The sequence below is a fragment of the Hyphomonas atlantica corrig. genome (assembly GCF_017795365.1).
Classification (GTDB): Bacteria; Pseudomonadota; Alphaproteobacteria; order Caulobacterales; family Hyphomonadaceae; genus Hyphomonas; species Hyphomonas atlantica.
Map to the genome: position 1 here is coordinate 17082 of NZ_CP051254.1, position 22356 is coordinate 39437.

Genomic DNA, 22356 nt, shown 5'->3' on the forward strand with positions numbered 1-22356 from the left:
CTTGTAATTGATAGAAACGCAGGCGCGGGACAAACAGAAAGGCGGGTCTTGATGCTACACCCATCGACCAAACGGCTGATCGACAAGCTCGGCGACATGACGCGCCGGCAAAAAGTGGCGTGGCAGGAAGGCGAAGATGGGAACATCACCCACGACACCGAAGGATATCGGGTCACGCTGACAGCCGACCCCCACGCGGTGCTGCTGACAGATTCCCAGGGCCGCGAAATAGAGACCTGCAGCCCGGCCGAATTTGCTGATGAGATCGACGCAGAGGGCCGCCCCTATGCGCAATTCGTCGAAGAATTGTACCGCGAAGCCAAACGCCATGCGCGCGGCGCGGAAGAAGCCATCAGCGCCGTGCTGGCCGGACTGGACGCTGTGGAGGCCCCGGCTGAAGAGATGATCGATCCACCGGTCGACGAACCAGTCGAAATGGTCGAGGTGACCGAAGACAGTGTCGAAGACCCACTCGATGACAGTTCCCCGCTCGACGCGGAAGACTATGCCGAGATGGACAGCCAGTCCGAAGACATCACCTTCGCGGTCGCCAGCCTCGCTGACCAGGTCAATGGTGCCTCCATGGTTGCGCCTGCCGGGCCTGAAGAGGCGGCGCAGGAAGACGAGATCCTGACGGACGAGAACACAGCCGTGACGGCGACCGAAGTCGACAGTGAGACGACATCCGGCGACGAAATTGAACAAATGGCGACATATGACAACACCGTCGCGACAGACGGCGACGCCGACGCGACAGCGAGCGACGATGCGCAACACGATGCGATCAATGCGTTCAGCGTGACACCGGAAGACGAACCTGCTGCGCTGGAAGAGATCGAAGAGCCAACGCCGCTCAATGAGCCCGCCGGTGGCTACACACCCACAGGATTCACAACAACGACAACAGAAGACACGGCACCAGAGCCTGCCGAAGATTCTCCCGTTCCGGACATCGTGGAGGAGGCGGCACCTGTAGAAGCACAGGCCGACCACGCCTACGCGCCCGCCTTCTCTGAGGACGTTTCAGATGCGCCCGGCTACGCACAGGCCGAGCCGTTTGGAAACTTCACCCCCACATCCGAAGACGCGCCCGAAACACCTGTATTCGATGCAGACCCCGCAGAAGACACAACAGCAGACCTAGCCCCGCAATACGAGAAAGACATCGACGCGCCTGAAACCGAGACGGAAGCCGCTGATGACCCTGAGCCACAGCCAGCCCCTGCCCCGCAAGGCAGTTTCGGCAACACTGGCGGCTTCTTCGGTGGCGGCTATGGCAGCAGCCTCGGCGCGTACCGCACCGACACAGCCCCTGCGCCGGATCGTCCTGTCGACAGCTCTCCGGAGGCTCCAGTCGCAGACGAAGCGCCTTCAGAACCCGAACCAATCGAAACCGTCGAAGCGCCCCAACCTTCCCCGGAACCCATGCGGTCCTTCAGCCTGTCGGGCATCACCGCGCCTCGGGACTCTATTGAGCCGCCCGCTCCCGTCGAGGCCAGCACGCCCGAGCAAACCGAACCTGCGCCGGATGTCGTCATCGATGGTACCAGCGATCTTCCCACCTGGCTGGGCCACGACACGCCGCTCGCAGAAGCAGATGAGAGCGTGGAACCGATAGCAGAGTACGACCGACCTCAGCCCGTGACGGAGCCCCAACACAGCCCGGCACCAGAGCCGGAATTCGTACCAGAAGCTGTTGCCGCGCCGGAACCGGCTGCCGCGTCTGAGGAAGAAGTGCCAGAAGCTGAGACACCGGCGCCACGCCCGGTCAAACGGTTCAATCCCTGGAACTAGGCCTAACCGCGCCAGAAGCGCCGCGTCAGCACCACGAACACCGCCACAAACTCAAGCCGCCCAAGCAGCATGGCGATGGCACAGACCCATTTCGCAAAGTCTGGCAATAGCTGGAAGGTTCCCGACGGCCCGATCATTGGCCCCAAACCAGGCCCAACATTCGAGACGCTGGTTGCGGCACCTGAAATCGCCGTCAGGGCATCCACGCCCGTAAGGCTGATCAAGGCTGCCGCGACGAGGAAGGTCAGCAGATAGAGGCTGACAAACACCATAACCGACTGCAGGACTTCCTCGTCCACGGTCTTGCCGGCATAACGCACGGGCGTTCGGCGATGGGGCTGAATCATTTTCTGGGAATAGGCGAGTATGGTCTTCGCGGCGATCTCAAGCCTGAACATTTTCAGGCCGCAGGCTGCCGATCCCGCACACCCACCAACAAACGTCGCGCCGAGGAACACAACCATGACCGGTTGCCCCCACGTATCATAGGGCGCGGATGCGTAGCCTGTGCCTGTCATGATCGAGATGATGTTGAACAGGGCTTCCTTGAAGCCGTGAAAGATGTGGTCGAAGACGGGCGGGTCTACAACGGCTTCGTGGTACACCACGATGATCGTCGAGAAGGCCAGCGCAAGACACACATACAGGCGCGGTTGTGGATCTGACAGCATCGGGCGAATGCGCCCTTGCAGCATGAGCATGGCCAGCAGGCTGAATGGCAGGCCCGCCACGAACATGAAAAAGGTCGCCACATAAGGCGCATTCGTGTCGTTGAAATACCCGAATGAGGCATCATGGGTGGAATAGCCGCCAGCTGACATCGTGGTCATCGCATGCGCAATCGCATCGAACCAACTCATGCCTGTCAGGTAATAGAGAAACGCACACAGCACCGAGATCAGCAGATATGTGAGGCCGAGATAGGCGGCGATATCGGTAATGCGCGGCAGGAATTTCCCTGAAATGTCTGAGCTTTCGAGTTCAAACAGCTGCATACCGCCGACCCTTAGCTGTGGCAGGATGGCAATGGCCGTCACGATGATACCGATCCCGCCGATCCATTGCAGGATCGCCCGCCACAGCAAGATCCCGCGCGGCATGTCATCAAGTCCAGTCAGCACCGTTGCGCCGGTTGTCGTCAGGCCCGAAATCGACTCGAACATGGCGTCAGTGAAGCTCATACCCAGCGCCAGAAACGGAATCGCGGCAATCATGGGCAGAAATACCCAGACCAGGACGGTCAGCAGAAATCCTTCACGCTGACCTGAGCGCTCCACTTCGCCGCGCGACAAGACCCAGATGCACGATCCGATCAAAATTGAGCCAAATGCAGAGACTTCGAAGACATATGTCTCCTGCCGACCATCAGCCATGTCGATCAACGCGCACGGAATCATCGCCATGCCGAGCAGGACGGTCATGATGCCAATGGCAAGGAAAACGGAACGAAGCTGCATGACTGGCGGGAGGATACGCTGCAAATCCTGCTGAGGTGTCAACGCATTGCGTGGTTAAGCAGTCTGCATCAGATGAGTGATCTGAATGGTTTTCGAGCGTATTCCTGTGGCTCCTGACGCTTGATTGCGACCCTTGGTGGCCTGCGGCACGGCAGATATGCCATTTTCACGCCAAGTCCAAGAGCGCTGGCCCTGTTGACGCGGTCAACTACGAGGGCCTACACGCGGCTTTCGTTTCATTTGCAACTGACGATCCCTCGCATGTTTGACCATTCTTCCTTCGATGCCCATGAGGGCGTGCACATGTTTCACGATGCGGCAAGCGGCCTGAGGGCGATTGTCGCGATCCATTCAACGGCGCGAGGCCCTGCGGCGGGCGGATGCCGTATGTGGAATTATGACACCGGCGAAGCCATGCTGCGCGACGCGCTGCGCCTCAGCCACGGTATGAGCTACAAGAACGCCATGGCCGACATTCCACTGGGCGGCGGCAAAGCAGTCATCTGGGGTAATGCAAAGACCGACAAATCTCAGGACTTGTTCCGCGCATTCGGGCGGGCGGTGGAGAGCCTGCAAGGCAAATACATCACGGCAGAAGACGTTGGGATTGATGTCGCCGACATGCAGATCGTGCGCGAAGAGACGGCGCATGTAGCCGGGTTGGACCAGGGCATCGCAGCAAGCGGTGACCCCTCCCCGATAACAGCCATGGGTATCTATCTGGGCATTCGCGAAACCGCCAAGCGTGCCTTCGGAACCGACGACCTGAATGGCCGGACGATCGCAGTTCAAGGAGTGGGGTCGGTTGGCGGTCATGTTTGCGAACATCTGGCCAAGGCAGGCGCAAATCTGATCATCACCGATATTGATCAGGTGGCACTGGCGGACGTGTCATCCCGCACCGGAGCACGGATCGTGGCGCCGGATGAGATTTATGACGCCGAGGCGGACATCTTCTCACCAAACGCGCTGGGCGCGATTGTCAACGAGCAGACGCTTGAGCGGTTTCGTGTGAAGGCCATCGCCGGAGGCGCGAACAATCAGCTGATCGTGCCTGAAATGGGTGAACTGCTCCGTCGCCGGGGAATCCTCTATGCGCCGGACTATGTCATCAATGGCGGCGGGATCATCAATGTATGCGCAGAGATATCCGGCACCTATTCGCGTGAATGGGTAGATGCCAAGGTCCAAACACTTATGGAAACGCTTGGAGAAGTCCTGGACGCGGCGCTTGAGACAAACGAGCCGACCAACCATGTGGCAGACCGGATCGCCCGCCAACGGATTGGCCGAACAGATTAGGTAGTCTCACTTAGTTCGTTCTCTGCGATAGATGTTACACATATCCTATCGAAGCTGATCGACACGAGGAGTGAGACAATGTCCGTAGTAGCCATGTTGCAGGGAACGGTTGAGACCGACCGTGCCACCGTAGAGACTGCGCTGTCATTGGCCCGTCGCATGAACGTTCCAGTGCGTGCCTTGTGCGCCCTTCCCGATCCGAACTCTGCCATGATGGTGATCGCGACGCCGGAAGCTGCGGGACTGACCGGCGTTGCCACTCAATCCATCTTCGACATGCAGGAAGAAGTGCTTGCCAATGCCCGCGAAGCCTTTCTGGCGGCAAAGCAGGGCGTCGACGACATCACTTGCGAATTCAAGCATGAAGTGAACACTGTCGAACGCGCTGCGGCTAACGCTGCGGCCTTGGCTGATGCAGTGATCTTTCCGCGTACGGCCACAGATGCCTCGCAACCGCTGAATATCGGTTTTGACCATGTGCTGATGGACGCACACTTGCCTGTTGTTCTGGCAGGAACATCGACCGACATGTCAGGTCCGGCGATCATCGCGTGGGACGGCAGTAATGGCGCCGCACGCGCTGTCCGCTTCCACCTTCCCCTCCTCCGCGCAATTGGCGATGTCATCATCGCACAGAACACAGACGATCTGAACAAGGATCCTGAAAGGGAAATCGCCGCCCCGGAGGCCCTTTCCGACTGGCTTCTGTTGCAGGGTATTTCATCGCGCCTGATGGAAATCGAAGGTGAAGTCGCATCCGGACTGCTCGCCATGGCCAAAGGCACAAATGCCAGCATGATCCTTGCGGGCGCCTACGGTCATTCGCGTCTGGCTGAGCGGATCTTCGGTGGCACGACACGGCGCCTTTTGAACGCGGAACATGCCCCCGCACTTGCTCTGGCCCACTAAAGGAGACTCAGACATGAGCCTGTCCAAGATTGTACTCCAACTTGCCCGCAATCCTGGCCTGCCGAACGGCGACGCCGGTCAGGGCTACACGCTGGTCGCCCCGCTGGACACGTCCGGGCAGATTGATGTTGAAGCCTGGCGGGCGCACCGTGATGCCTGCCATGTCGTTCGGTTCAGCCCGGATCCCGATGAGCACGCCACCGGCAAACTGACCCATCGGGGCAGCCGCTGGTTCTTTCACTATGATGAAGATGATGAGGGCGATGATGAATCCGGCTACCGGCTTGGTGATCATGTCTTCAAGGAAGGCGAATATGTCACCATCGCCAGCCACGGCGAAACACCCCTTACATACAAGATTACCGACATCAGCCCCGTCTAGTCTTTACCGGGCGTCAAGCTGGACACAGCTGTAATAACGGCGCACTATTTCCACCAATGAGAGCAGGAAACCTGCCCATTGGGAGGAAAACATGAAGAGATATCTGAGCCTCGCCGTTTCGGCGATTGCTTTGGCTGCGTGCAGTAACCCTGCGCCAGAATCGTCTGCACCGGAAACCGATACCGCAGAAACGCAAACAGATGCTCAATCGACCGAGCGGACAGCTGGATACAATGAAGACCGAAATGCCTATTTCGGTGATCTTCATATCCACACCCGGTCGAGCTTTGATGCGTATATCTTCAATGTTCGCAGGACCGCCGATGATGCATACCGGTTTGCACGTGGGGACACGATCACCCACCCTTCCGGCTTTGACATGACCATTGCCGGCGGTCCGCTTGATTTCTACACAGTGACAGACCACGCCGAGTATCTAGGCATCCTGCCTGCCATGAATACGCCCGGCACGGAACTTTCTGAACTTCCCCGCGCGAAAGACATGTTCTCAACCGATCCGGGCCGGATCACTGCGGCCTTCCAGGGGGTTGGCGCATCTGTCCGTTCCGGCGAAGTGATCGCGGAAATGCACGATACGGACGTGATGGATTCGGTCTGGATGCAAAATGTCGCTGCGGCTGACCGGCACTATGTACCTGGTGAGTTCACAACATTCGCAGCCTATGAATACACGTCCGTGGCAGCCAATGAAGAGGAAGGATCCTTCGCTGGCGGCAACCTCCACCGTAATGTCTTCTTCAAGGGCGACGCACCTGACCGCGCTTTCTCAACGCTCGACTCGACCAACCCCGAAGACCTTTGGGACTGGATGGACGCCAAGCGCGCCGAAGGTTACGAATCCATTGCCATCCCGCATAATCCAAATGTGTCGGACGGACTCATGTTCCGACTGCAGACTTATAATGGCGACCCACTTGATGCCGCCTATGCAGAGCAGCGCATGCGCAATGAGCCGCTTGTCGAAGTCACGCAAGTCAAAGGCACCAGCGAAACGCACCCTGCCCTCTCGCCAAACGACGAATGGGCAGATTTCGAGATTTATGATCGCCTGCTTGCCTCCTACGAAGTTTCCAAGGCCGAAGGCAGCTATGTCCGGGAAGCGTATCGCAACGGATTGAAACTGCAGGAAGAGCAAGGATTTGATCCATTTCGCTTCGGCCTGGTCGCGGCATCTGACAGTCATGTTATCGGCGGCGCCTATGCCGAAAATGATTACTGGTCGAAGGTTGGCATTGTCGATGGCACGCCAATGGAACGTGGGTCCGTCCCATTCTTCGGTACAAAGAGCTGGGACGAACAGCCAGACAACCAGATCGTTCAGAATGCTCGGGAGTGGTTTTCGCGCTGGGGCGCGTCTGGCTTGACGGGCGTTTGGGCGGAAGAAAACACGCGGGAATCCATCTTTGACGCATTCCGCCGCAAGGAAACATTCGCCACCACAGGCCCCCGGATGAAGGTCCGCTTCTTTGCCGGGTTCGACTATTCCGACGACATAGTATCTGACTCCAATCTCACCCGACTTGCCTATGATGGCGGGGTGCCGATGGGCAGTGACCTGGTGGGCAATGGTGCAGCCCCGACATTCCTTGCCTGGGCACAGCGCGATCCGAATATGGGCGCACTGCAGAGCGTTCAAATTATCAAGGTCACCTCAGAAGGCGAAGCCGTTTATGATGTGGCGTGTCATGATGGGACGCCCGATCCGGATACGCATCGGTGCACCGACAACGGCGCAGCAGTCGACATGAAAACCTGCACCCCAACCGGCGACGGCGCGAGCGAATTGAAAGCCCTTTGGCAAGATCCGGAATTCGATCCGGAAAGGCGCGCAACCTACTATGTTCGTGTCCTGGAAAATCCGAGTTGCCGTTGGTCGACATGGGAAGCCATGCGAGCTAACGTTCCCCCTCGGCCTGATGTACCGCAAACCATTCAGGAGCGGGCCTACACCTCGCCAATCTGGTACATCCCCAGCGAGTAAGGATTGGTACTTCAGTGAAATTACTTCGCGATCCGCTGACCCATTTCGTCTTGGCGGCAACCTTGATCTTTGTCGCCTACTCAGTCTGGCAAAACCGGTCCGACAAGGCTGACTCGACCATTCTAGTGACAACGGGCGAGCTTGAACGTCTCGCCGCGCTATATACGTCTGAAGCAGGCGCACTGCCGAGTGAAGCGGATATGGCCGCGATGGTCTCCGATCTTGTGCGGGACGAGGCCTTGTCACGCGAAGCCCGGCGCTTGGGGCTGGACAGGGATGATACGATCATCACGCGTCGACTTGCCCAGAAGATGAGCTTTGTCGTGTCCGATCTGGCAGAAGACCCGGAACCGACGCGTGATGAGATGCTGGATTGGCACGCAACGCATACAGAGCGTTTTACAACCCCCGCGACCCTCACATTCTCACACATCTATTTCAGCCCCGATGTGCGCGGCGACGGCACCGAAACAGATGCCGCCGATACGCTCGCACAGCTCAACGCCTCATCGGCAACCGCCTTGGACAATCTCGGAGACCCGTTCATGCTGCAGCGCCAATATGGTGATGTGCCCCTTCGGGAGGTCGCACGGCAGTTTGGGGGCGAGTTCGCAAATGAACTCTCTGAATTAAGCGTATCAGATGAATGGCAAGGTCCGCTCCCCTCCGCCTTTGGCCTTCATTTGGTCAAGCTGGAAAGTTCGACACCCGCCTCGGTCATTCCCTTCGACGACATTTTGGATCAAGTCCGCAAGGATTGGCTGGAGAATTCACGGCGCATTGCGAACGAGCAGGCAATCCAGGACATTATTGCACGCTATACCGTCGAGATTGAAGGCGTCGAATAGTGCGCTTCGTCCTGAGTCTCTTTGCTGCCTTTATGATCGCCTTGTGCGCTGCGGCTCACGAAGTCCGCCCGGCCTATCTAGAAGTCAACGAAACCGAAGCCGGGCACTATGACGTCATCTGGAAACAGCCCATTCTCGATGGACGTCGCCTGAAACTCGAGCCGTCATTCCCGGAGGGGTGCACACGAGAGAACGAGCGTGTGTCGGCCCCTGCCGCTACATTGATTACGCGTTGGTCCATGAGCTGTGATCTCAACTCTGCCACCCTGGCAATTGAGGGGCTGGACCGCACGCTCACTGACGTGTTCCTGCGCATGGACCGGCTGGAGAATGAAGATATCTCGATCGTCCTGCGACCCGAGGCAAACTCGGTGGATCTGGGTCAGTCTCAGGGCGCACCTTTGCTGGCTTATTTCCGCATCGGGGTAGAGCACATTATCTTCGGATACGATCATTTGCTGTTCGTTCTCGGATTGGTCCTTCTTGTTCGTCCGCGCCAATTGCTCGCCACAGTTACCGCTTTCACAATTGCCCATTCCATCACGCTTGCGGCCTCGTCTCTTGCCGGGATCACGCTGCCCGGGCCGCCTGTCGAGATCACAATCGCCATGAGTATCGCTCTGCTCGGAGCGGAAGCCATTTACAGGATGCAGGGTCGGGATACCCTGTCCCAGACACGCCCCTGGATCATCGCATTTGGGTTCGGATTGATTCATGGATTTGGATTCGCTGGCGCGCTATCCGAAATCGGTCTTCCAAGAGACGCCGAAGTAATGGCGCTACTGTTATTCAATCTGGGAGTCGAAGCGGGGCAGGTCGCCTTTGTGCTGTTCCTCCTCGCGCTCGCCTGGCTAGGGTTTCGCCTTTACCGCCACGGGGAGCACGCTGTGAAGACGGCTGCAGCCTATGCAATCGGAATCACGGGTAGCTATTGGGCGATCGAACGAATTGTGGCGACCTTCTTCTAAAGGCCCAGCGCTTTCCACAACATGCGAGCCGCCACGACCGCCAGCAAGATTGCGAACCATCGCTTCAGCTTGGCCGCATCCAGCTTGTGCGCCAGCTTCGCGCCAATAGGCGCCATAGTGACGGTAAAGGTAGAAATCAGCGCGAACGCGGCCAGATTCACATTGCCAAGCGAGAATGGCGGGCGCCCGTCCACGCCCCATCCAACGAAGATCGCCGCCAATGCGCCCGGCAAACCAATCGCAACACCCCACCCAGCCGCCGTCGCCACGGCGCGATGAATGGGACGTCCGCACAGTGTCATCAGGCTGACGCCGAATGTGCCTCCACCAATTCCCATCAGTGCCGACAGCGCCCCAACGGCTGTGCCCAATCCGGCACGCTGAAAGCCGCGTGGCATGTCGTCCGCCAAGCGCCAGGTGGGTCGTCCAAAGTAAAGCTGCGCCGCAAGCAGAAAGGCAAGAGATCCGAAAATCGCCAGCAGGCCGCGATTGGAAAGATACCCACTGGCGGCCATGCCGAGCAGAGCCCCGACCACAATCCACGGCGCCCAACCGCGAATTATGCTCCAATCCACTGCGCCGTGGGAATTGTGCGCCATCACGCTGCGGATGGATGTCAGGATTATCGTGGCAAGTGATGTGGACACGGCCACATGCATGGCCGTTTCTCCATACCCCATCCCTTCAAAAAGAAAATACAGCACAGGCACAATGATCGCCCCGCCCCCAATTCCGAAGAGGCCTGCGGCCAATCCAGCGGCGATCCCTGCTGCGGCGAGTGCGAGCAGCAAAGGGGCATACTGAACAATCAACTCCATCAGGTGACGATCGCCTTTTCGCGATAGCACGCCGTATCCCAGCTGCGCGTTTCGACGATCTCGGCAAGCTCAGACATGGCATCCCAAATTTCGGCATAGCTCAGGAACAAGGGAGACAGCCCCAGCCGGATGGTGTGCGGGGTCCGGAAATCTGCCTCAATCCCCCAATCCGCCATGGCGCGTACCAAAGGATAACCGTCAGGGTGGCGAAGGCTGACATGGCCACCGCGCCGCTGAGGGTCTAGCGGAGACGCAATGTCCAGTCCCATGCCCTCCGCCATCATCAGGCACATCTGCCCCAGCGACCTGGACTTGGCCTGTACGTCGCGCATGGCAACATCGTCGAACACTTTCAGTGCTCCATCCAACGCAGCAAGCGAGAGAATTGGCGGCGTTCCGCATGCAAACCGCGCTGCGCCATGCTTGGGCTTGTAGTCAGAAGTAAATTCAAATGGCGCGGCATGCCCCATCCAACCAGGCAAAGGAGAAGACAATTCACCGGCTACATCGCCGCGCGCGTAAAGGAAGGCTGGTGCGCCGGGGCCACCATTCAGATATTTGTAGGTACAGCCCGCGGCCAATCTTGCGTGGGATTTGGCCAGTTGAACATCCAGCACCCCCGTCGCGTGGCTAAGGTCCCAGACGATCCAGCCGCCCTCGTTCTGCGCGGCAGCCTCATCCGCGAACATATCCGCCACGTCGGCAGAGCGATAGTTTACGAGGCTTTTGACCAGTACGCCGCCATTCAGCTGGGCAAGCCCCTGCCCCGGTTCGGCGCGGATCAGCTCCACATCCGCGACACCGGACAGGCCTTCCAGAATATACTGGTCGGTTGGAAATTCGTCCGTCTCAACGACAAGCCTACGCGTCCGCGCGAGCGGCAAGGCCGCTGCCGCCAGTTTGAACAGATTGACCGAGACGCTGTCACACACGATCACCTCGGACACATCCGCTCCGACCAATTTTGCAATACGACCACCGACACGTTCAGCCAGCTGAATCCAGTCTGCGCTGTTCCATGCGCCCACACGATCATTCAGCCACGCGCCTTCGGATGCTTCCCGCACCGCTTCCATCGCGCCAATTGTCGCTGGCCCCAGGGAATGTCCGACGAGGTAAGTCACCCCCTCTGGCAACGCAAAGGCCGCACGACACCGCGCCAGCGGGTCGACTTCATCCAATGCCTCCGCTTCTGCGCGGGATTCTGGAAGGGATATCAAGGTCATCGCATGTTTGTGCATGACAGACCGCACGGAGGCTAGTAGCAATCATGCCATGCGTGCACCTTTCCTAGCGACTCTCGCACTAATTCTTGCGACTGGATGCGACATGTCTGACACGGAGCAGCTTGCTCCGGCCCCGAAAGACACAAGCACCCCGACGCTGATGAGCTGGGCGGATCTCTTATCTCGAGACCGCCCCACAACGCCTCATACGATCCGAACGGGGCCCCGCGACACTGATATCGTCGACCTTTGGCTGCCAGATGGGGATGGCCCCCACCCGGTTGTAATCATGGTTCATGGCGGGTGCTGGCAGAAATCCGTTGCAGACCATTCGCTGATGGATTTCGCCGCCGAAGACCTTCGCCAGAAGGGATTTGCCGTCTGGAACATTGAGTATCGCGGCGTGGACGAAGATGGCGGCGGCTACCCAGGCACGTTTGAGGACGTCGCACACGCCGCAGACGCGCTGAGAGAGCATGCCGACACTTACAATCTCAAGATCGACCGCATCGGCGCGTTCGGCCACTCGGCAGGCGGCCATTTGGCGCTGTGGCTCGCGGCGAGACCCAAATTGCCAAAGTCCAGCCCGCTCTGGCAATCAGATCCGCTTCATATCGACCTCGTTGTAAATTCCGGCGGCCTGGCTGATTTGGAGGCTTCCGCTCCCGTAACGCTGGAAAGCTGTTTGAGCGCCATCATGGATGATTTGACGGGTGCAGCGTCAGGCGGTCGACCTGATGTCTTTTCAGATACGTCGCCCGCCGAGCTCCTGCCATTCGCAGCCCACCAATTCAGCGTGAATGGCGCGCTAGACCAGATTGCCCCGCCCATTCTCGGGGAGGAATACTCCAACAAGGCAAAGGCGGCCGGCAGCGACGCCCGTTCCATTCTCGTACTGGAGACCGGCCACGTCGAGCTGATCGCGCCTGGCAGCGATGCGTTCGAATTGCAGGCTGAAATCCTGCTGACAGAACTGTCGGACTAAGGCCTACCAGACGCCAGCGTGTTTCAGTGCAGCATCAAGGGACGGCGGAATATCCACCGCCGCTTCCTTGCTACCCAAATCGCGCGGCGCATCCCCCGGTTTCAAATACCGCCAGCCTTGGAATGGACGCTTGGGTTTGGCATATGTCCGCACGAGCTCAGGGTCGAACACCAATTCACACATTGTGTGGCCATCCCCTGCCACTTCGCGAACATCGATGATTTGCTGACGAACGCGGATGGCGCCCTTGATCACCCAATAGATAGAGCCGCCCTGAAGCAATTGGTCTTTCTGCTTTGGCATCATGCGTGTGCGATGAAAGGGTTCATGCCCCTGTTTCATCAGACGCTTCTGCCAATTGACCAGATCGTCGATATCATCCGCGCCGACGCAGAGCTTCACCATGTGAATCGTCATGCGAGTAATCTAGCGACCTCAGCGCGGCAATCCAGACATCAGCTGCGGACCCTTACGAATGGCCTCAAACTCCGCCTCGGCCTCTGCGCTCGCAAAGAAGAATTCCGTCTGAATGATGTTCGCCGAATATTGTCGTGTCATCGTTCGGAATGCCGCCCGCGCTTCCAGATCAATCGAGAAGCTCGACACATAGCTCATCCCCCAGCGCGGCTCCGTCCGGATGAAATAGCTCTGCTCGTACCGCGTTAGCTTACCGCCTTCTGGACCGGCAACAGGCTTCGGCAAATGATAATCTATACGCAGAAACCGCTCGCCGACCGGATCTAACCAGGCAGACGCCTGAAGGCGCTCGGCCGCCCATACATCGAATTCGCCATCATTGGTGGATGGGTGGTGGCGAAACGACACTCGCCAAGCGTGTCCCATATCGTCGACACTGACTTGCCGCCCCATGCTCGCGCGCAAATCATCTGGAAACAGTCGGCCATCCGGAGCCGCTTCATTCGCCCAGGTTCTGGCAACCTCTTCGAGTTCGTCATCTTCGCCCTGCCAGGAGACGACTTGCCAGCGCTGCCCTTTTTCGCGGCGAGGATCATACGAATAAACACGGCTGGCATGCTGGCTCTGGAGTTCAACGGTGAAGGCTGCACGCAGCGATGTCGGTGCTTCCGTGGCCGTAAGCGCCGTATCCAGTGGCGGCGCCTGCGTCATGAGGAAAAAGCTCGCAAGAAAAGCCAGAAGCATATCGAATTACCGTCCCGTAATGTGATTAGGTCCGGAATGCGGCTGATCTTTGGCAGCGCAATCAATTTCGCGCGCGAATGGCCCGTCCGGTCAAACCTGTCGGGCCATTCTGCTAGAGCAATGCTTTACGGGTCTTGAACAGGCCGCGCTTATGGCAGACTTGCGGGGGCTATTCGCCGTCTTTGAGCGGAATACCGTACAGTTCGAGACGATGGTCCACCAGTTTGAAGCCAAGCTTCTTGGCAATCTCGACCTGTAGTCGTTCGATCTCTTCGGAGTGGAACTCGACGACCTCACCATTCTTCACATTGATCAGATGGTCATGATGCTCATCAGGCACTTCCTCATAACGGGCGCGCCCGTCGCGGAAGTCGTGAGCCTGAATGATACCGGCGTCTTCAAACAGTTTTACCGTTCGATACACAGTCGCCAGGGATATTGACGCATCCATGGAATTGGCACGGCGATGCAGTTCTTCTGCATCCGGGTGGTCATCAGATTGCGAAAGAACCCGCGCAATGACGCGCCGAGGCTCTGTCATCCGCAATCCTTTTTCCGCACAGAGTTTTTCGAGTCGATCCATGGAAGTGTTTTGCCCTCACATTTCAGGGAAGTCCAGTCGATTGAACGCAGCGTAACCCTGTTTGATTTTTCATGATTTTCAGTCTCAAACGAGGTGAAGGCGGAAAAAGTCCAGAGTGCGCTCCCATGCCAGTTTCGCAGCCTCTGAATCGTAGCGAGACGTCGTGTCATTGTGGAAACCGTGGTTCACGCCCGGATAGATGTATGCCTCATATGACACTGAATTGGCGTCCAGCGCCGCCTTGTAGTCAGGCCACCCGGCGTTCACGCGCTCATCAAGGCCGGCAAGATGGATCTGAAGTGGGACCTGAACCTGTGCGGCCTCATCTGCCGTTGGCCAACCACCGTAATACGGAACTGAGGCCGACAGCCAGGGCTGGCGCACCGCCATCAGATTGGAAACGGCGCCGCCAAAGCAGAAGCCAACGCAACCGACCTTGCCGTTCACCGCCACATGTCCGCGCAGGAATTCTGCTGCCGCCATGAAATCCTGCACCATGCCTTCGCGATCACGTTTCGCCTGCATCGCGCGGCCATCATCGTCATTTCCGGGATATCCCCCAAGCGGATACAGGGCGTCCGGCGCGAAGGCGACAAAGCCTGCCTGAGCCGCTCGGCGCGTAACATCTCGAATATGAGGGTTCAGTCCGCGGTTTTCGTGAATGATCACAATGCCGGGCAGTTTTCCCGCGGCGTTGGCAGGTCGCACGAAATACCCTTCCATCTCACCCGCTCCGTTGGGCGAATTGTAGATCAGCATTTCCTCATAAAGGCCGTCCGCGCCGGGTTGGGTTTGTTGCTTCGCATAATCCGGCATCACACAGGCCGCGAGGCTGGTTACCGTCATGCCGCCCACCGCATACTTTCCGAGACCTGAGAAAAAAGCCCGTCGCGAAATGTCGCCATGGCAATAGGCGTCATAGAGTTCGTACACTTCTTGCGGAATATCCTGCTTATTCGACATCAAGGCCTCCATCTCGGTCTGGACCGGAACATAGTCCAATAACTCGCGAGGCCCAACGTGATCTGGAACTATGTGGCTATTCCAAGCATGCGGGACATCAAGATAGCATCCACAGGAATATCCCTTCCGGCTCGATAGTATCGTGGCCGCCGCCCATCTTCTACGAAGCCATGATCTCGATACAATTGACGTGCAGCCACATTATCTTCCGCCACGTCCAGCATGATCCGTGACACGCCCCGCTCGCCGGCACGTGCGATCAAGGCATCAATCAACTGGCTGGCCAACCCCTTCCTGCGCTCGGCCGGATCAGTCGCCACCGTCAGAATATCGGTTTCTCCCGCCACCGTCTGCGCAATCAGGAAGGCGACGATTGCGCCGACGCTCTCAACGCCCAGTGCCAGAACCTTCGAATCCTCCAACAGTCCTCTAATCGCGGCGGCGTCCCACGCGTCGTCGAAACACTGCGCATGTAGAGTCGCCAGCTGCCGCGCATCGTCTGGCCTCAGAATGACAAGCCCGGTCATCAGGATTTCAACTCAGGCAGCTTCGCATCTGGCTCACGCGCATAAACGGGCGCAGGGGTGTGATATGCCGGGTCGAACAGCGGTGCCTTGAGCGCAGCGGTCACGGCTGAGGGATTGAGCGGGCGAATGTCCAGCAAATCTGCCTGACCTTCCAAAGCCTCAGGCGATTGCATGAATACGGGCGCGGTAAATCCGGTCAGCATGGCCTTCAGCTCATTCAGCCCGACTTCTATCGTATCTGCGATACCCGCATTGTCTGATACACCTTGCACCCACCAGGTTTGTTCAGGCGGTCGTTTCTGGGCCGCAAGACACCCCAGGGCCGTGTCTTTCATGCCCGCCGGAATGGCAGCTTCAATGCTGGTGACACCTACGCACGGCACATTCGTGACGAGTGACAAACCGCGGGCGTAGGCCACGCCAATGCGAATGCCGGTAAAACTACCGGGGCCCGTCACGACGGCCAGCCTGTCAATGTCCGACAGGTCAATTCCTGCGTCGGCCAACAGCCGCTCCACAAAGCCCGGCAAGGCCTTGTCTTGCCCTCTCGCCATCGTCTCGCGCGCATCGGCCAGGATTTCACCATCCTTGACGATAGCCGCTTCCATGGCGGTGAACGCTGTATTCAGTCCCAGGACGATCATGACACGTCAGACGATCCTGCATGCCTCTTCAAAGCGCAAGCGCGGGCTGCGTGCAAAGATGCTGGACCGGTCACCATAGCCAAGATTGCAGATCCAGTTGGCGCGCCAGTTCTTTTCTTCGCCATCCTGAGATGCGAAAAATTCCTTGTTCACACCATCCATGTCGAACCCGGACATTGGTCCCGTATCGAGCCCAAGTGAGCGCGCAGCCATCAGGAAGTAAGCGCTCTGGAGCGTTCCGTTCCGAAAGGCCGTTTCTTCCCTATTGTTGTCGAACCAGGTTTTCGCGCTCGGATTATGCGGAAAGAGTTTCGGAATCTTTTCCTGGAACTCCATGTCATAAGCTATGATCACGGACCATTTCGCTTGCTTCACCTTTTGTTGGTTGCCCTCGGACACCAATGGCAGCAGGCGCGATTTACCTTCTTCTGACGAAACGAAGACGAATCGCGCCGGTGAGCAATTCGCGCTCGTCGGCCCCATCTTGGAAAGGTCATAGACGGCCCGCACCAGAATCTCCGGCACGTCCTTGTCCTCAAACCCGTTATAGCTACGGCCGTCGCGAAAAATTACGTCGAGCGCATGGTCATTCACCGGATGGGCCATGTCCTGTATCCTTCCGTCAAAACAAGTTCTTTCAAGAAGTCTTGCCGGGAAACGCAAGCACAATCAATGACATGTCGTCAGCGACAATGCCGGCAAAGCTACAGAACGGCCTCGACTGCCGTTACTTCCGGAACATAAGTCTTCAGCATGTTCTCAATCCCTTGCTTCAGGGTCATGGTCGACGACGGACACCCGGCACACGCGCCTCGCATGGACAAGTGGACAATTCCCGTGTCCGGCTCGAACTTGTGAAAGATGATATCACCCCCATCCTGGGCCACGGCAGGGCGAACGCGCGTTTCGATGAGTTCGCGGATCTCTTCCACGATCTCGGCAGCTTCGCCTTCATAGCTGACATCAGCCTCGGTGTCGGCCGAAGACGCCGCGCCTGCCTCCACGACTGGCAGACCCGCCATGTAGTGATCCATGATCGCAGCCAGCACCATCGGTTTGACGTGCTTCCATTCCTTGTCGGGATCCTTGTTGATCGACACGAAATCGCTACCCAAGAACACGCGCTCAACGCCATCTACCTGAAACAGTGCGCGCGCCAGCAGGCTGATGCGGGCGCTCGCAACATCGGGGAAATCAAACGGACCGGCGTCGCCCGCGACAGGGTGACCGGGCAGGAATTTGACGGTGTCCGGGTTTGGCGTGGGTTCGGTTTGTATGAACATGGCCTTGGGGGCCCTTTCTGGATTGCAGTCTTGACAACCAGATGGCTTGGCCGAGCGACCAGTTCAAGGGATTGCGTGAAGTCTCAGGGTGCGGCGGCCAGTTGCTTTTCAAGCGACGCCACATTTTCCAGCGCTCCAGCTGGTACATGCGCCAACGCTTCAGCGAGATTCTGCGACGCGTCCTGCGCTTCACCGAGGTAGAATCCGATGCTGGCCAGATGATTGGCCATAAAAGGACCATCGCCGTTCTGATTTGACACAATCAGTGGCTGCATCTGAGCGGCGCGGCTCCAAGCCAGTTCAGCCCGATCGAAAGCCGAACTTACGGCGGGCAATCTTGCAAGGCGTGGTTCGGAGTTGCGGGCCGCAACCAGCATCTGCTGCGCAATATGAGCGCGAGCTTTGGCGCCATAGAAGGTCTCGATGTCTGTCTTGCTGGCGGGCCACTCCACGACGTCTTGATTCACTTGAAGCGACAAATCGTTTCGGTCCGCTTCAGCCCACCCGGAGAACAATGCCGCTTCCGCCTTCAGCTTGTCGAGTTTTGCCGGCGTAGTGGCCAATCCGCGGGCAGCCCGCGAATCATATCGGTTCAAGGCTTCAGCGGCTGCTGTGAGACGCGGGCGCATATCTTCACCCTCCACGCCCATCAGCAAACGCGCGGCAGCCTTGAGATCGGAATCAACTTCGCCATCCTGCACAGTCAGTTCAGCCAGCAAGTTCGTATGTTCAGACAAGGCATCAGCAGTCGCGCCCTGCCAGGCCGGCATGGCAGTCAATCGAGCCTGAGGGTGCCAATTGGCACGATCGCCCGCCCAGCCAGCGCCTTCCAGCTCGCGTGCGATCTTCACGATCGACACGCCCACCGCTGGCACGGTCCAGTCCTGGCCTGCCACCTCAATCGGGCTGTCATCAATCTTGTTCGATGCGACAGTCATGATCGGATACGCGCCAACGGCGGCAATCACGACACCCACTTTCATCAAGGTGATGGTACGGCGCCACCAACGTTGAGCGAACAACATGATGGGGCTGGGTTCTGCATAGTCGAATGTCACGAGATGGTCAGAGCCAAGTACGGTCATCACAGGACCTTCCTCCTGGTACGCCGCTGGAAGACGACTATCAAATGCCATTCACTCTACCCTGTTCCAAAACATGCCCACGCCAAGCCTGTTGCGGTTAAAGCACTATGCAGGCAAAAAGCGGATATTAACAGTCTATTTACTGTTAAATATATGCAAGCAACATGCCTGCCCGCGATTTGACCGGGCGGGGCATATCTTCAGGAATTTCTCGTGGCAAAATCCGGCAGTGAATTGCCGAAATCAGGCTCAATCGCCGAGGCCGCGTATCTCTGCCTGGGTGGTCAGGGTTGACTCAGTGCCGTCGGCATCGGTCAGCGTAAGGACCAATTCCGCCGTTTCACCGATTTCAATGTCAGGACTAACCCCAAACAGCATCAGATGATTGCCGCCGCTCTTCAGCTCAAGCGGAGCATCTTCAGTGACGTCCATCTGATCGACCTTGCGCATTCTCATGACGCCGTCGTCCATGCTCATCGTATGAAGCTCAACCGTGTCTGCAATATCGGTCTCTGCGCCGACCAGTGACATCGGCTCGCCCGTAACAGTCAAAGTCAGTCCTCCACCCGCAACATCGCGCCCCGGTGCAGGCTTCACGACGAATGCGCCGCTCGCCGTCACTGAGCTTTCCGCAGTTTCTGGTGCTGGCGCACAGGCGACCATAGCGACAAGTCCGAAAGCGGCAGTGATAGAAGCGATACGCATGGTACAGGTCTCCAACCGTGTGATAGCGACACGAGACCTACCCCACTTCAGGCGAAGGTCAACAACTCCCGTTGCCGCAGGCCGGATCAGGCGCCCCAGAATCCGACAAGTTTCCGCACCTCTGCGATAACCGGAGCAGAAATCGCATCGGCCCGCTCTGCACCGTCCTGCAGGACAGAATCAATAAAGGCCGGATCATCCAGAATTTCGCGATAGCGCTGTGTGATCGGCGAGAGATGATTCACAGTCACCTCCGCCAGGGCCGGCTTGAATACACCAAAGCCCTGTCCGCCATACTGTTTCAGGATTGCCTCGACGCTTTCTCCTGACAACGCTGCGTAAATGCCGACCAGATTCTCAACTTCCGGACGGCCCTCAAGGCCATCCACTTCGCTCGGCATATCACCCAGCAAATCCGTCTTCGCCTTCTTGATCTTCTTCGCAATCGTGTCGGCGTCATCCACAAGCGCGATGCGAGAGAGCTCCGATGGATCGGATTTCGACATCTTCTTGGTGCCGTCTTTCAAGCTCATAACGCGCGCGCCCGGCCCCTTGATGAGCGGTTCTGGCAGCGGGAAAAAGCCTGGCGCATCATATTCACGATTGAAGCGGTCAGCGATATCGCGGCTGAGCTCCAGATGCTGTTTCTGGTCTTCGCCCACGGGCACATGCGTTGCCTTGTATGCCAGAATGTCTGCCGCTTGCAGAACCGGATAGGTAAACAGGCCAACGGAAGCGCGCTCAGCATCCTTGCCCGCCTTGTCCTTGAATTGGGTCATCCGCTCGACCCAACCCATCCGGGCGACACAGTTGAAGATCCATGCCAGTTCGACATGCGCCTTCACTGAAGACTGCGCGAACAGGATGGATTTCTTGGGGTCCACGCCGCAGGCCAGGAACGCCGCCGCAATCTGGCGGGTCTGGCTGAGCAGAGCCCCCTTCTCCATCGGCATTGTGATCGCGTGCAAATCCACAACTGCGTAAACGGCATCCCAGCCATCTTCCTGCAGGTCCACGAACTTCTTCAGGGCGCCGAGATAGTTGCCCAGATGGAGGTTGCCTGTTGGCTGGATGCCCGAGAAAATGCGTTGCGGGCCACTATAGGATGCAGGTGTATCAGTCATGGGCAGGCGCTTTAGCGCGTTTGTCTAGCGCCGCAAAGCCTGTCGAATGTCAGAAATGCGGATTGCCCCAGTTAAAAGCGCGGCAAATGCGTAAATTACCCCGCCCGCGAACACGATGGCTGCGGCAGAAGCGATCCGGGAATCCCACAACTCCGCGCGGATCTCGGGCAGGTTTTGGAGCATGAACCAGACCGCTGCAGACATGATCGCGGTGGCCAAAGCTGCACGCACCACACCAGAAACAAGACGCGGACCGGGCGTATACCATCCCCGCGCCAGCAAGGTCATCGCCAACAGCGCCGTGTTCATCCAGGCAGCAACGGAGGTTGCGATGGCCAGACCTATAAACCCAGCCCCGCCATTCGATTTCATCCAGAAGAAAAGACCCGCGCCCAGCACGGTATTGATGACGACGGAGACGAGCGCATAGCGCATTGGGGTCTTCGTATCTTCCCGCGCAAAAAATGCCGGCGCGAGCACCTTGATCAAAACGAAGGCAGGTACCCCCCAGGCGAAATGGAACAGCGCGCTTCCGGACATGGCCGCATCAGATGGCAAGAATTCGCCGCGCGTAAAGAACGCATCGATCAGAAAGACCGGCGCAATCATCAGCGCCGCCGCCGCTGGCAGGGTCAGCGCCATGGCAAGCCCGATCCCTTCATCCATTGTCTGTCGACTGGAACCGTCATCGCTCGCGCGCGCAGCACGGCTGAGACGAGGAAGAATCGCGACACCAACCGCCACGCCGACCAGACCAAGGGGCAACTGATACAAGCGATCAGCCGCATATAGCCAGGATTTCGCCCCGACTTCGAAACTCGCCAGCGACTGGCTGACGATAATGTTGATCTGGGTACCGGACGCCGCGATCGTTCCGGGTATGGCGAGCTTCAAAACCTTCTTCACGGCGGGTGTCAGCCTAGGCCAGCCAATCAGGCTGAGGCGAACCTTTTGGCGATTGACGCCCCACCAAAGCGCGCCGGCCTGCAAAAGACCGGCGACAAAATACGCCATCGCAGCGGCAAGGGCTGTGCCCTCGGCGTCCGGAGCGACGAAGGCTGCCGGGATCAGACACAAATTCAGCAGTGTTGGCACGCCTGCTGACAAGACAAATCGCTCGGCCGAGTTCAAAACCCCTGACAACAAGGCGGCGATGGCCATGAACGTCAGATATGGCATCGTAATTCGCGTCAGCAGCACAGCCAAACCATAGCTTTCCGGATCGTCGGCCTGTCCGCCGTGTATCAGCAACAGCACCCATGGCATGAAAATTTGCGCCACGATGGTCAGCGCTGCCGTCGCCGCAAACAGAACTCTCAACGCTTCCTGCGCCACATCACGCGCCGCCTCTGCACCTTCTGCCTCCAAGGTGCGGGCATATGTCGGCACAAAGGCAGAGGCGAACGCCCCCTCAGCAAAAATCCGGCGGAACAGGTTCGGGAACTGTTGGGCCGTTGCCCAGGCATCACCAATCGGCCCGGCACCAATTTTCGCGATAAGCAGAATGTCGCGAACCATACCGAGAATGCGGCTGGCCAATGTCAGCGAGGATTGCACGAGTGTGTTGCGAGCGACGCTCATGCGGCCTCC

General features: G+C 58.2%; 23 protein-coding genes. 8 read left to right on the forward strand and 15 right to left on the reverse strand.

Annotated elements, in window-relative coordinates:
• Positions 1–51: 51 nt before the first annotated feature.
• The gene (locus HF931_RS00095; RefSeq protein ID WP_273241322.1) at positions 52–1794 is read left to right on the forward strand and encodes a hypothetical protein; all 1743 of its coding nucleotides are present in this window, start codon (positions 52–54) and stop codon (positions 1792–1794) included.
• 2 nt (positions 1795–1796) lie between these two features.
• Here the strand turns inward: HF931_RS00095 and HF931_RS00100 are convergent, their stop codons facing one another.
• On the reverse strand, positions 1797–3251 hold the full coding sequence (locus tag HF931_RS00100; protein WP_273241323.1) for a TrkH family potassium uptake protein: 1455 nt from the start codon (positions 3249–3251) through the stop codon (positions 1797–1799).
• Between the two features lie 261 nt (positions 3252–3512).
• Between HF931_RS00100 and HF931_RS00105 the strand changes: the two genes are divergently transcribed.
• From HF931_RS00105 to HF931_RS00130, 6 genes are all read left to right on the forward strand, one after another.
• Entirely contained in the window at positions 3513–4553 is a 1041-nt protein-coding gene (locus tag HF931_RS00105; RefSeq protein WP_273241325.1) for a Leu/Phe/Val dehydrogenase, read from the forward strand.
• A 78-nt stretch (positions 4554–4631) separates the two neighbouring features.
• On the forward strand, positions 4632–5462 hold the full coding sequence (locus tag HF931_RS00110; protein ID WP_273241327.1) for a universal stress protein: 831 nt from the start codon (positions 4632–4634) through the stop codon (positions 5460–5462).
• A 13-nt stretch (positions 5463–5475) separates the two neighbouring features.
• Positions 5476–5844, forward strand: coding sequence for a hypothetical protein (locus HF931_RS00115; protein ID WP_273241329.1), 369 nt, complete (start codon positions 5476–5478; stop codon positions 5842–5844).
• Positions 5845–5935: 91 nt separating this feature from the next.
• Positions 5936–7846, forward strand: a complete 1911-nt coding sequence (locus HF931_RS00120) for a DUF3604 domain-containing protein (RefSeq protein ID WP_273241331.1) — start codon at positions 5936–5938, stop codon at positions 7844–7846.
• Positions 7847–7860: 14 nt separating this feature from the next.
• On the forward strand, positions 7861–8694 hold the full coding sequence (locus HF931_RS00125) for a peptidylprolyl isomerase (RefSeq protein ID WP_273241333.1): 834 nt from the start codon (positions 7861–7863) through the stop codon (positions 8692–8694).
• Positions 8694–9662 carry a HupE/UreJ family protein gene (locus tag HF931_RS00130; RefSeq protein ID WP_273241335.1) on the forward strand — a complete coding sequence of 323 codons (969 nt, stop codon included), beginning with the start codon at positions 8694–8696 and terminating at the stop codon, positions 9660–9662. The genes HF931_RS00125 and HF931_RS00130 overlap by 1 nt, the downstream gene beginning before the upstream one ends.
• Here the strand turns inward: HF931_RS00130 and HF931_RS00135 are convergent.
• Together HF931_RS00135 and HF931_RS00140 are read right to left on the reverse strand one after the other, a co-directional pair.
• Positions 9659–10480 carry a sulfite exporter TauE/SafE family protein gene (locus HF931_RS00135; RefSeq protein ID WP_273241337.1) on the reverse strand — a complete coding sequence of 274 codons (822 nt, stop codon included), beginning with the start codon at positions 10478–10480 and terminating at the stop codon, positions 9659–9661. The genes HF931_RS00130 and HF931_RS00135 overlap by 4 nt on opposite strands.
• On the reverse strand, positions 10480–11706 hold the full coding sequence (locus tag HF931_RS00140) for a kynureninase/PvdN C-terminal domain-containing protein (protein ID WP_273241339.1): 1227 nt from the start codon (positions 11704–11706) through the stop codon (positions 10480–10482). The genes HF931_RS00135 and HF931_RS00140 overlap by 1 nt, the downstream gene beginning before the upstream one ends.
• Positions 11707–11809: 103 nt before the next feature.
• On the opposite strand from HF931_RS00140, the gene HF931_RS00145 reads away from it, so the two are divergent.
• Entirely contained in the window at positions 11810–12691 is an 882-nt protein-coding gene (locus HF931_RS00145; RefSeq protein WP_273014726.1) for an alpha/beta hydrolase, read from the forward strand.
• A gap of 3 nt (positions 12692–12694) precedes the next feature.
• Here HF931_RS00145 and HF931_RS00150 read toward each other — a convergent pair whose 3' ends face one another.
• From HF931_RS00150 to murJ, 12 genes are all read right to left on the reverse strand, one after another.
• The gene (locus HF931_RS00150; RefSeq protein ID WP_273241341.1) at positions 12695–13108 is read right to left on the reverse strand and encodes a DUF1489 family protein; all 414 of its coding nucleotides are present in this window, start codon (positions 13106–13108) and stop codon (positions 12695–12697) included.
• 18 nt (positions 13109–13126) lie between these two features.
• Positions 13127–13852: a hypothetical protein gene (locus tag HF931_RS00155; protein ID WP_035550986.1), complete on the reverse strand. Its 726-nt coding sequence runs from the start codon at positions 13850–13852 to the stop codon at positions 13127–13129.
• A 169-nt stretch (positions 13853–14021) separates the two neighbouring features.
• A complete protein-coding gene (locus HF931_RS00160; RefSeq protein ID WP_035550984.1) occupies positions 14022–14435 on the reverse strand; it encodes a Fur family transcriptional regulator in 414 nt (137 codons plus the stop codon).
• Positions 14436–14519: 84 nt separating this feature from the next.
• Entirely contained in the window at positions 14520–15398 is an 879-nt protein-coding gene (locus HF931_RS00165) for a dienelactone hydrolase family protein (RefSeq protein ID WP_273241343.1), read from the reverse strand.
• Between the two features lie 68 nt (positions 15399–15466).
• Positions 15467–15925 (reverse strand): GNAT family N-acetyltransferase, encoded by a 459-nt coding sequence (locus tag HF931_RS00170; protein ID WP_051602635.1) that lies wholly within the window; start codon positions 15923–15925, stop codon positions 15467–15469.
• The gene (gene tsaB / locus HF931_RS00175) at positions 15925–16569 is read right to left on the reverse strand and encodes a tRNA (adenosine(37)-N6)-threonylcarbamoyltransferase complex dimerization subunit type 1 TsaB (protein WP_273241344.1); all 645 of its coding nucleotides are present in this window, start codon (positions 16567–16569) and stop codon (positions 15925–15927) included. Before tsaB ends, HF931_RS00170 begins: the two co-directional genes overlap by 1 nt.
• Before the next feature lie 6 nt (positions 16570–16575).
• Positions 16576–17175 (reverse strand): malonic semialdehyde reductase, encoded by a 600-nt coding sequence (locus HF931_RS00180; RefSeq protein WP_273241345.1) that lies wholly within the window; start codon positions 17173–17175, stop codon positions 16576–16578.
• 98 nt (positions 17176–17273) lie between these two features.
• Complete coding sequence (locus tag HF931_RS00185; RefSeq protein WP_273241346.1) at positions 17274–17852, reverse strand: NifU family protein; 579 nt, start codon at positions 17850–17852, stop codon at positions 17274–17276.
• Positions 17853–17935: 83 nt separating this feature from the next.
• Positions 17936–18937 (reverse strand): hypothetical protein, encoded by a 1002-nt coding sequence (locus tag HF931_RS00190; RefSeq protein ID WP_273241347.1) that lies wholly within the window; start codon positions 18935–18937, stop codon positions 17936–17938.
• 249 nt (positions 18938–19186) lie between these two features.
• A complete protein-coding gene (locus HF931_RS00195; protein WP_051602633.1) occupies positions 19187–19642 on the reverse strand; it encodes a copper chaperone PCu(A)C in 456 nt (151 codons plus the stop codon).
• Between the two features lie 86 nt (positions 19643–19728).
• Positions 19729–20766 (reverse strand): tryptophan--tRNA ligase, encoded by a 1038-nt coding sequence (trpS, locus tag HF931_RS00200; protein ID WP_273241348.1) that lies wholly within the window; start codon positions 20764–20766, stop codon positions 19729–19731.
• A 24-nt stretch (positions 20767–20790) separates the two neighbouring features.
• Positions 20791–22347 (reverse strand): murein biosynthesis integral membrane protein MurJ, encoded by a 1557-nt coding sequence (murJ, locus tag HF931_RS00205; protein WP_035550966.1) that lies wholly within the window; start codon positions 22345–22347, stop codon positions 20791–20793.
• Between the last annotated feature and the right edge of the window lie 9 nt (positions 22348–22356).

Bases quoted from the DNA above. Each gene is read 5' to 3' on its own strand.
- HF931_RS00095 (WP_273241322.1), top strand. From the start codon at position 52: ATGCTACACCCATCGACCAAACGGCTGATCGACAAGCTCGGCGACATG.
- HF931_RS00100 (WP_273241323.1), bottom strand. From the start codon at position 3,251: ATGCAGCTTCGTTCCGTTTTCCTTGCCATTGGCATCATGACCGTCCTG.
- HF931_RS00105 (WP_273241325.1), top strand. From the start codon at position 3,513: ATGTTTGACCATTCTTCCTTCGATGCCCATGAGGGCGTGCACATGTTT.
- HF931_RS00110 (WP_273241327.1), top strand. From the start codon at position 4,632: ATGTCCGTAGTAGCCATGTTGCAGGGAACGGTTGAGACCGACCGTGCC.
- HF931_RS00115 (WP_273241329.1), top strand. From the start codon at position 5,476: ATGAGCCTGTCCAAGATTGTACTCCAACTTGCCCGCAATCCTGGCCTG.
- HF931_RS00120 (WP_273241331.1), top strand. From the start codon at position 5,936: ATGAAGAGATATCTGAGCCTCGCCGTTTCGGCGATTGCTTTGGCTGCG.
- HF931_RS00135 (WP_273241337.1), bottom strand. From the start codon at position 10,480: ATGGAGTTGATTGTTCAGTATGCCCCTTTGCTGCTCGCACTCGCCGCA.
- HF931_RS00140 (WP_273241339.1), bottom strand. From the start codon at position 11,706: ATGACCTTGATATCCCTTCCAGAATCCCGCGCAGAAGCGGAGGCATTG.
- HF931_RS00145 (WP_273014726.1), top strand. From the start codon at position 11,810: ATGTCTGACACGGAGCAGCTTGCTCCGGCCCCGAAAGACACAAGCACC.
- HF931_RS00150 (WP_273241341.1), bottom strand. From the start codon at position 13,108: ATGACGATTCACATGGTGAAGCTCTGCGTCGGCGCGGATGATATCGAC.
- HF931_RS00155 (WP_035550986.1), bottom strand. From the start codon at position 13,852: ATGCTTCTGGCTTTTCTTGCGAGCTTTTTCCTCATGACGCAGGCGCCG.
- HF931_RS00160 (WP_035550984.1), bottom strand. From the start codon at position 14,435: ATGGATCGACTCGAAAAACTCTGTGCGGAAAAAGGATTGCGGATGACA.
- HF931_RS00165 (WP_273241343.1), bottom strand. From the start codon at position 15,398: ATGTCGAATAAGCAGGATATTCCGCAAGAAGTGTACGAACTCTATGAC.
- HF931_RS00170 (WP_051602635.1), bottom strand. From the start codon at position 15,925: ATGACCGGGCTTGTCATTCTGAGGCCAGACGATGCGCGGCAGCTGGCG.
- tsaB (WP_273241344.1), bottom strand. From the start codon at position 16,569: ATGATCGTCCTGGGACTGAATACAGCGTTCACCGCCATGGAAGCGGCT.
- HF931_RS00180 (WP_273241345.1), bottom strand. From the start codon at position 17,175: ATGGCCCATCCGGTGAATGACCATGCGCTCGACGTAATTTTTCGCGAC.
- HF931_RS00185 (WP_273241346.1), bottom strand. From the start codon at position 17,852: ATGTTCATACAAACCGAACCCACGCCAAACCCGGACACCGTCAAATTC.
- HF931_RS00190 (WP_273241347.1), bottom strand. From the start codon at position 18,937: ATGACCGTACTTGGCTCTGACCATCTCGTGACATTCGACTATGCAGAA.
- HF931_RS00195 (WP_051602633.1), bottom strand. From the start codon at position 19,642: ATGCGTATCGCTTCTATCACTGCCGCTTTCGGACTTGTCGCTATGGTC.
- trpS (WP_273241348.1), bottom strand. From the start codon at position 20,766: ATGACTGATACACCTGCATCCTATAGTGGCCCGCAACGCATTTTCTCG.
- murJ (WP_035550966.1), bottom strand. From the start codon at position 22,347: ATGAGCGTCGCTCGCAACACACTCGTGCAATCCTCGCTGACATTGGCC.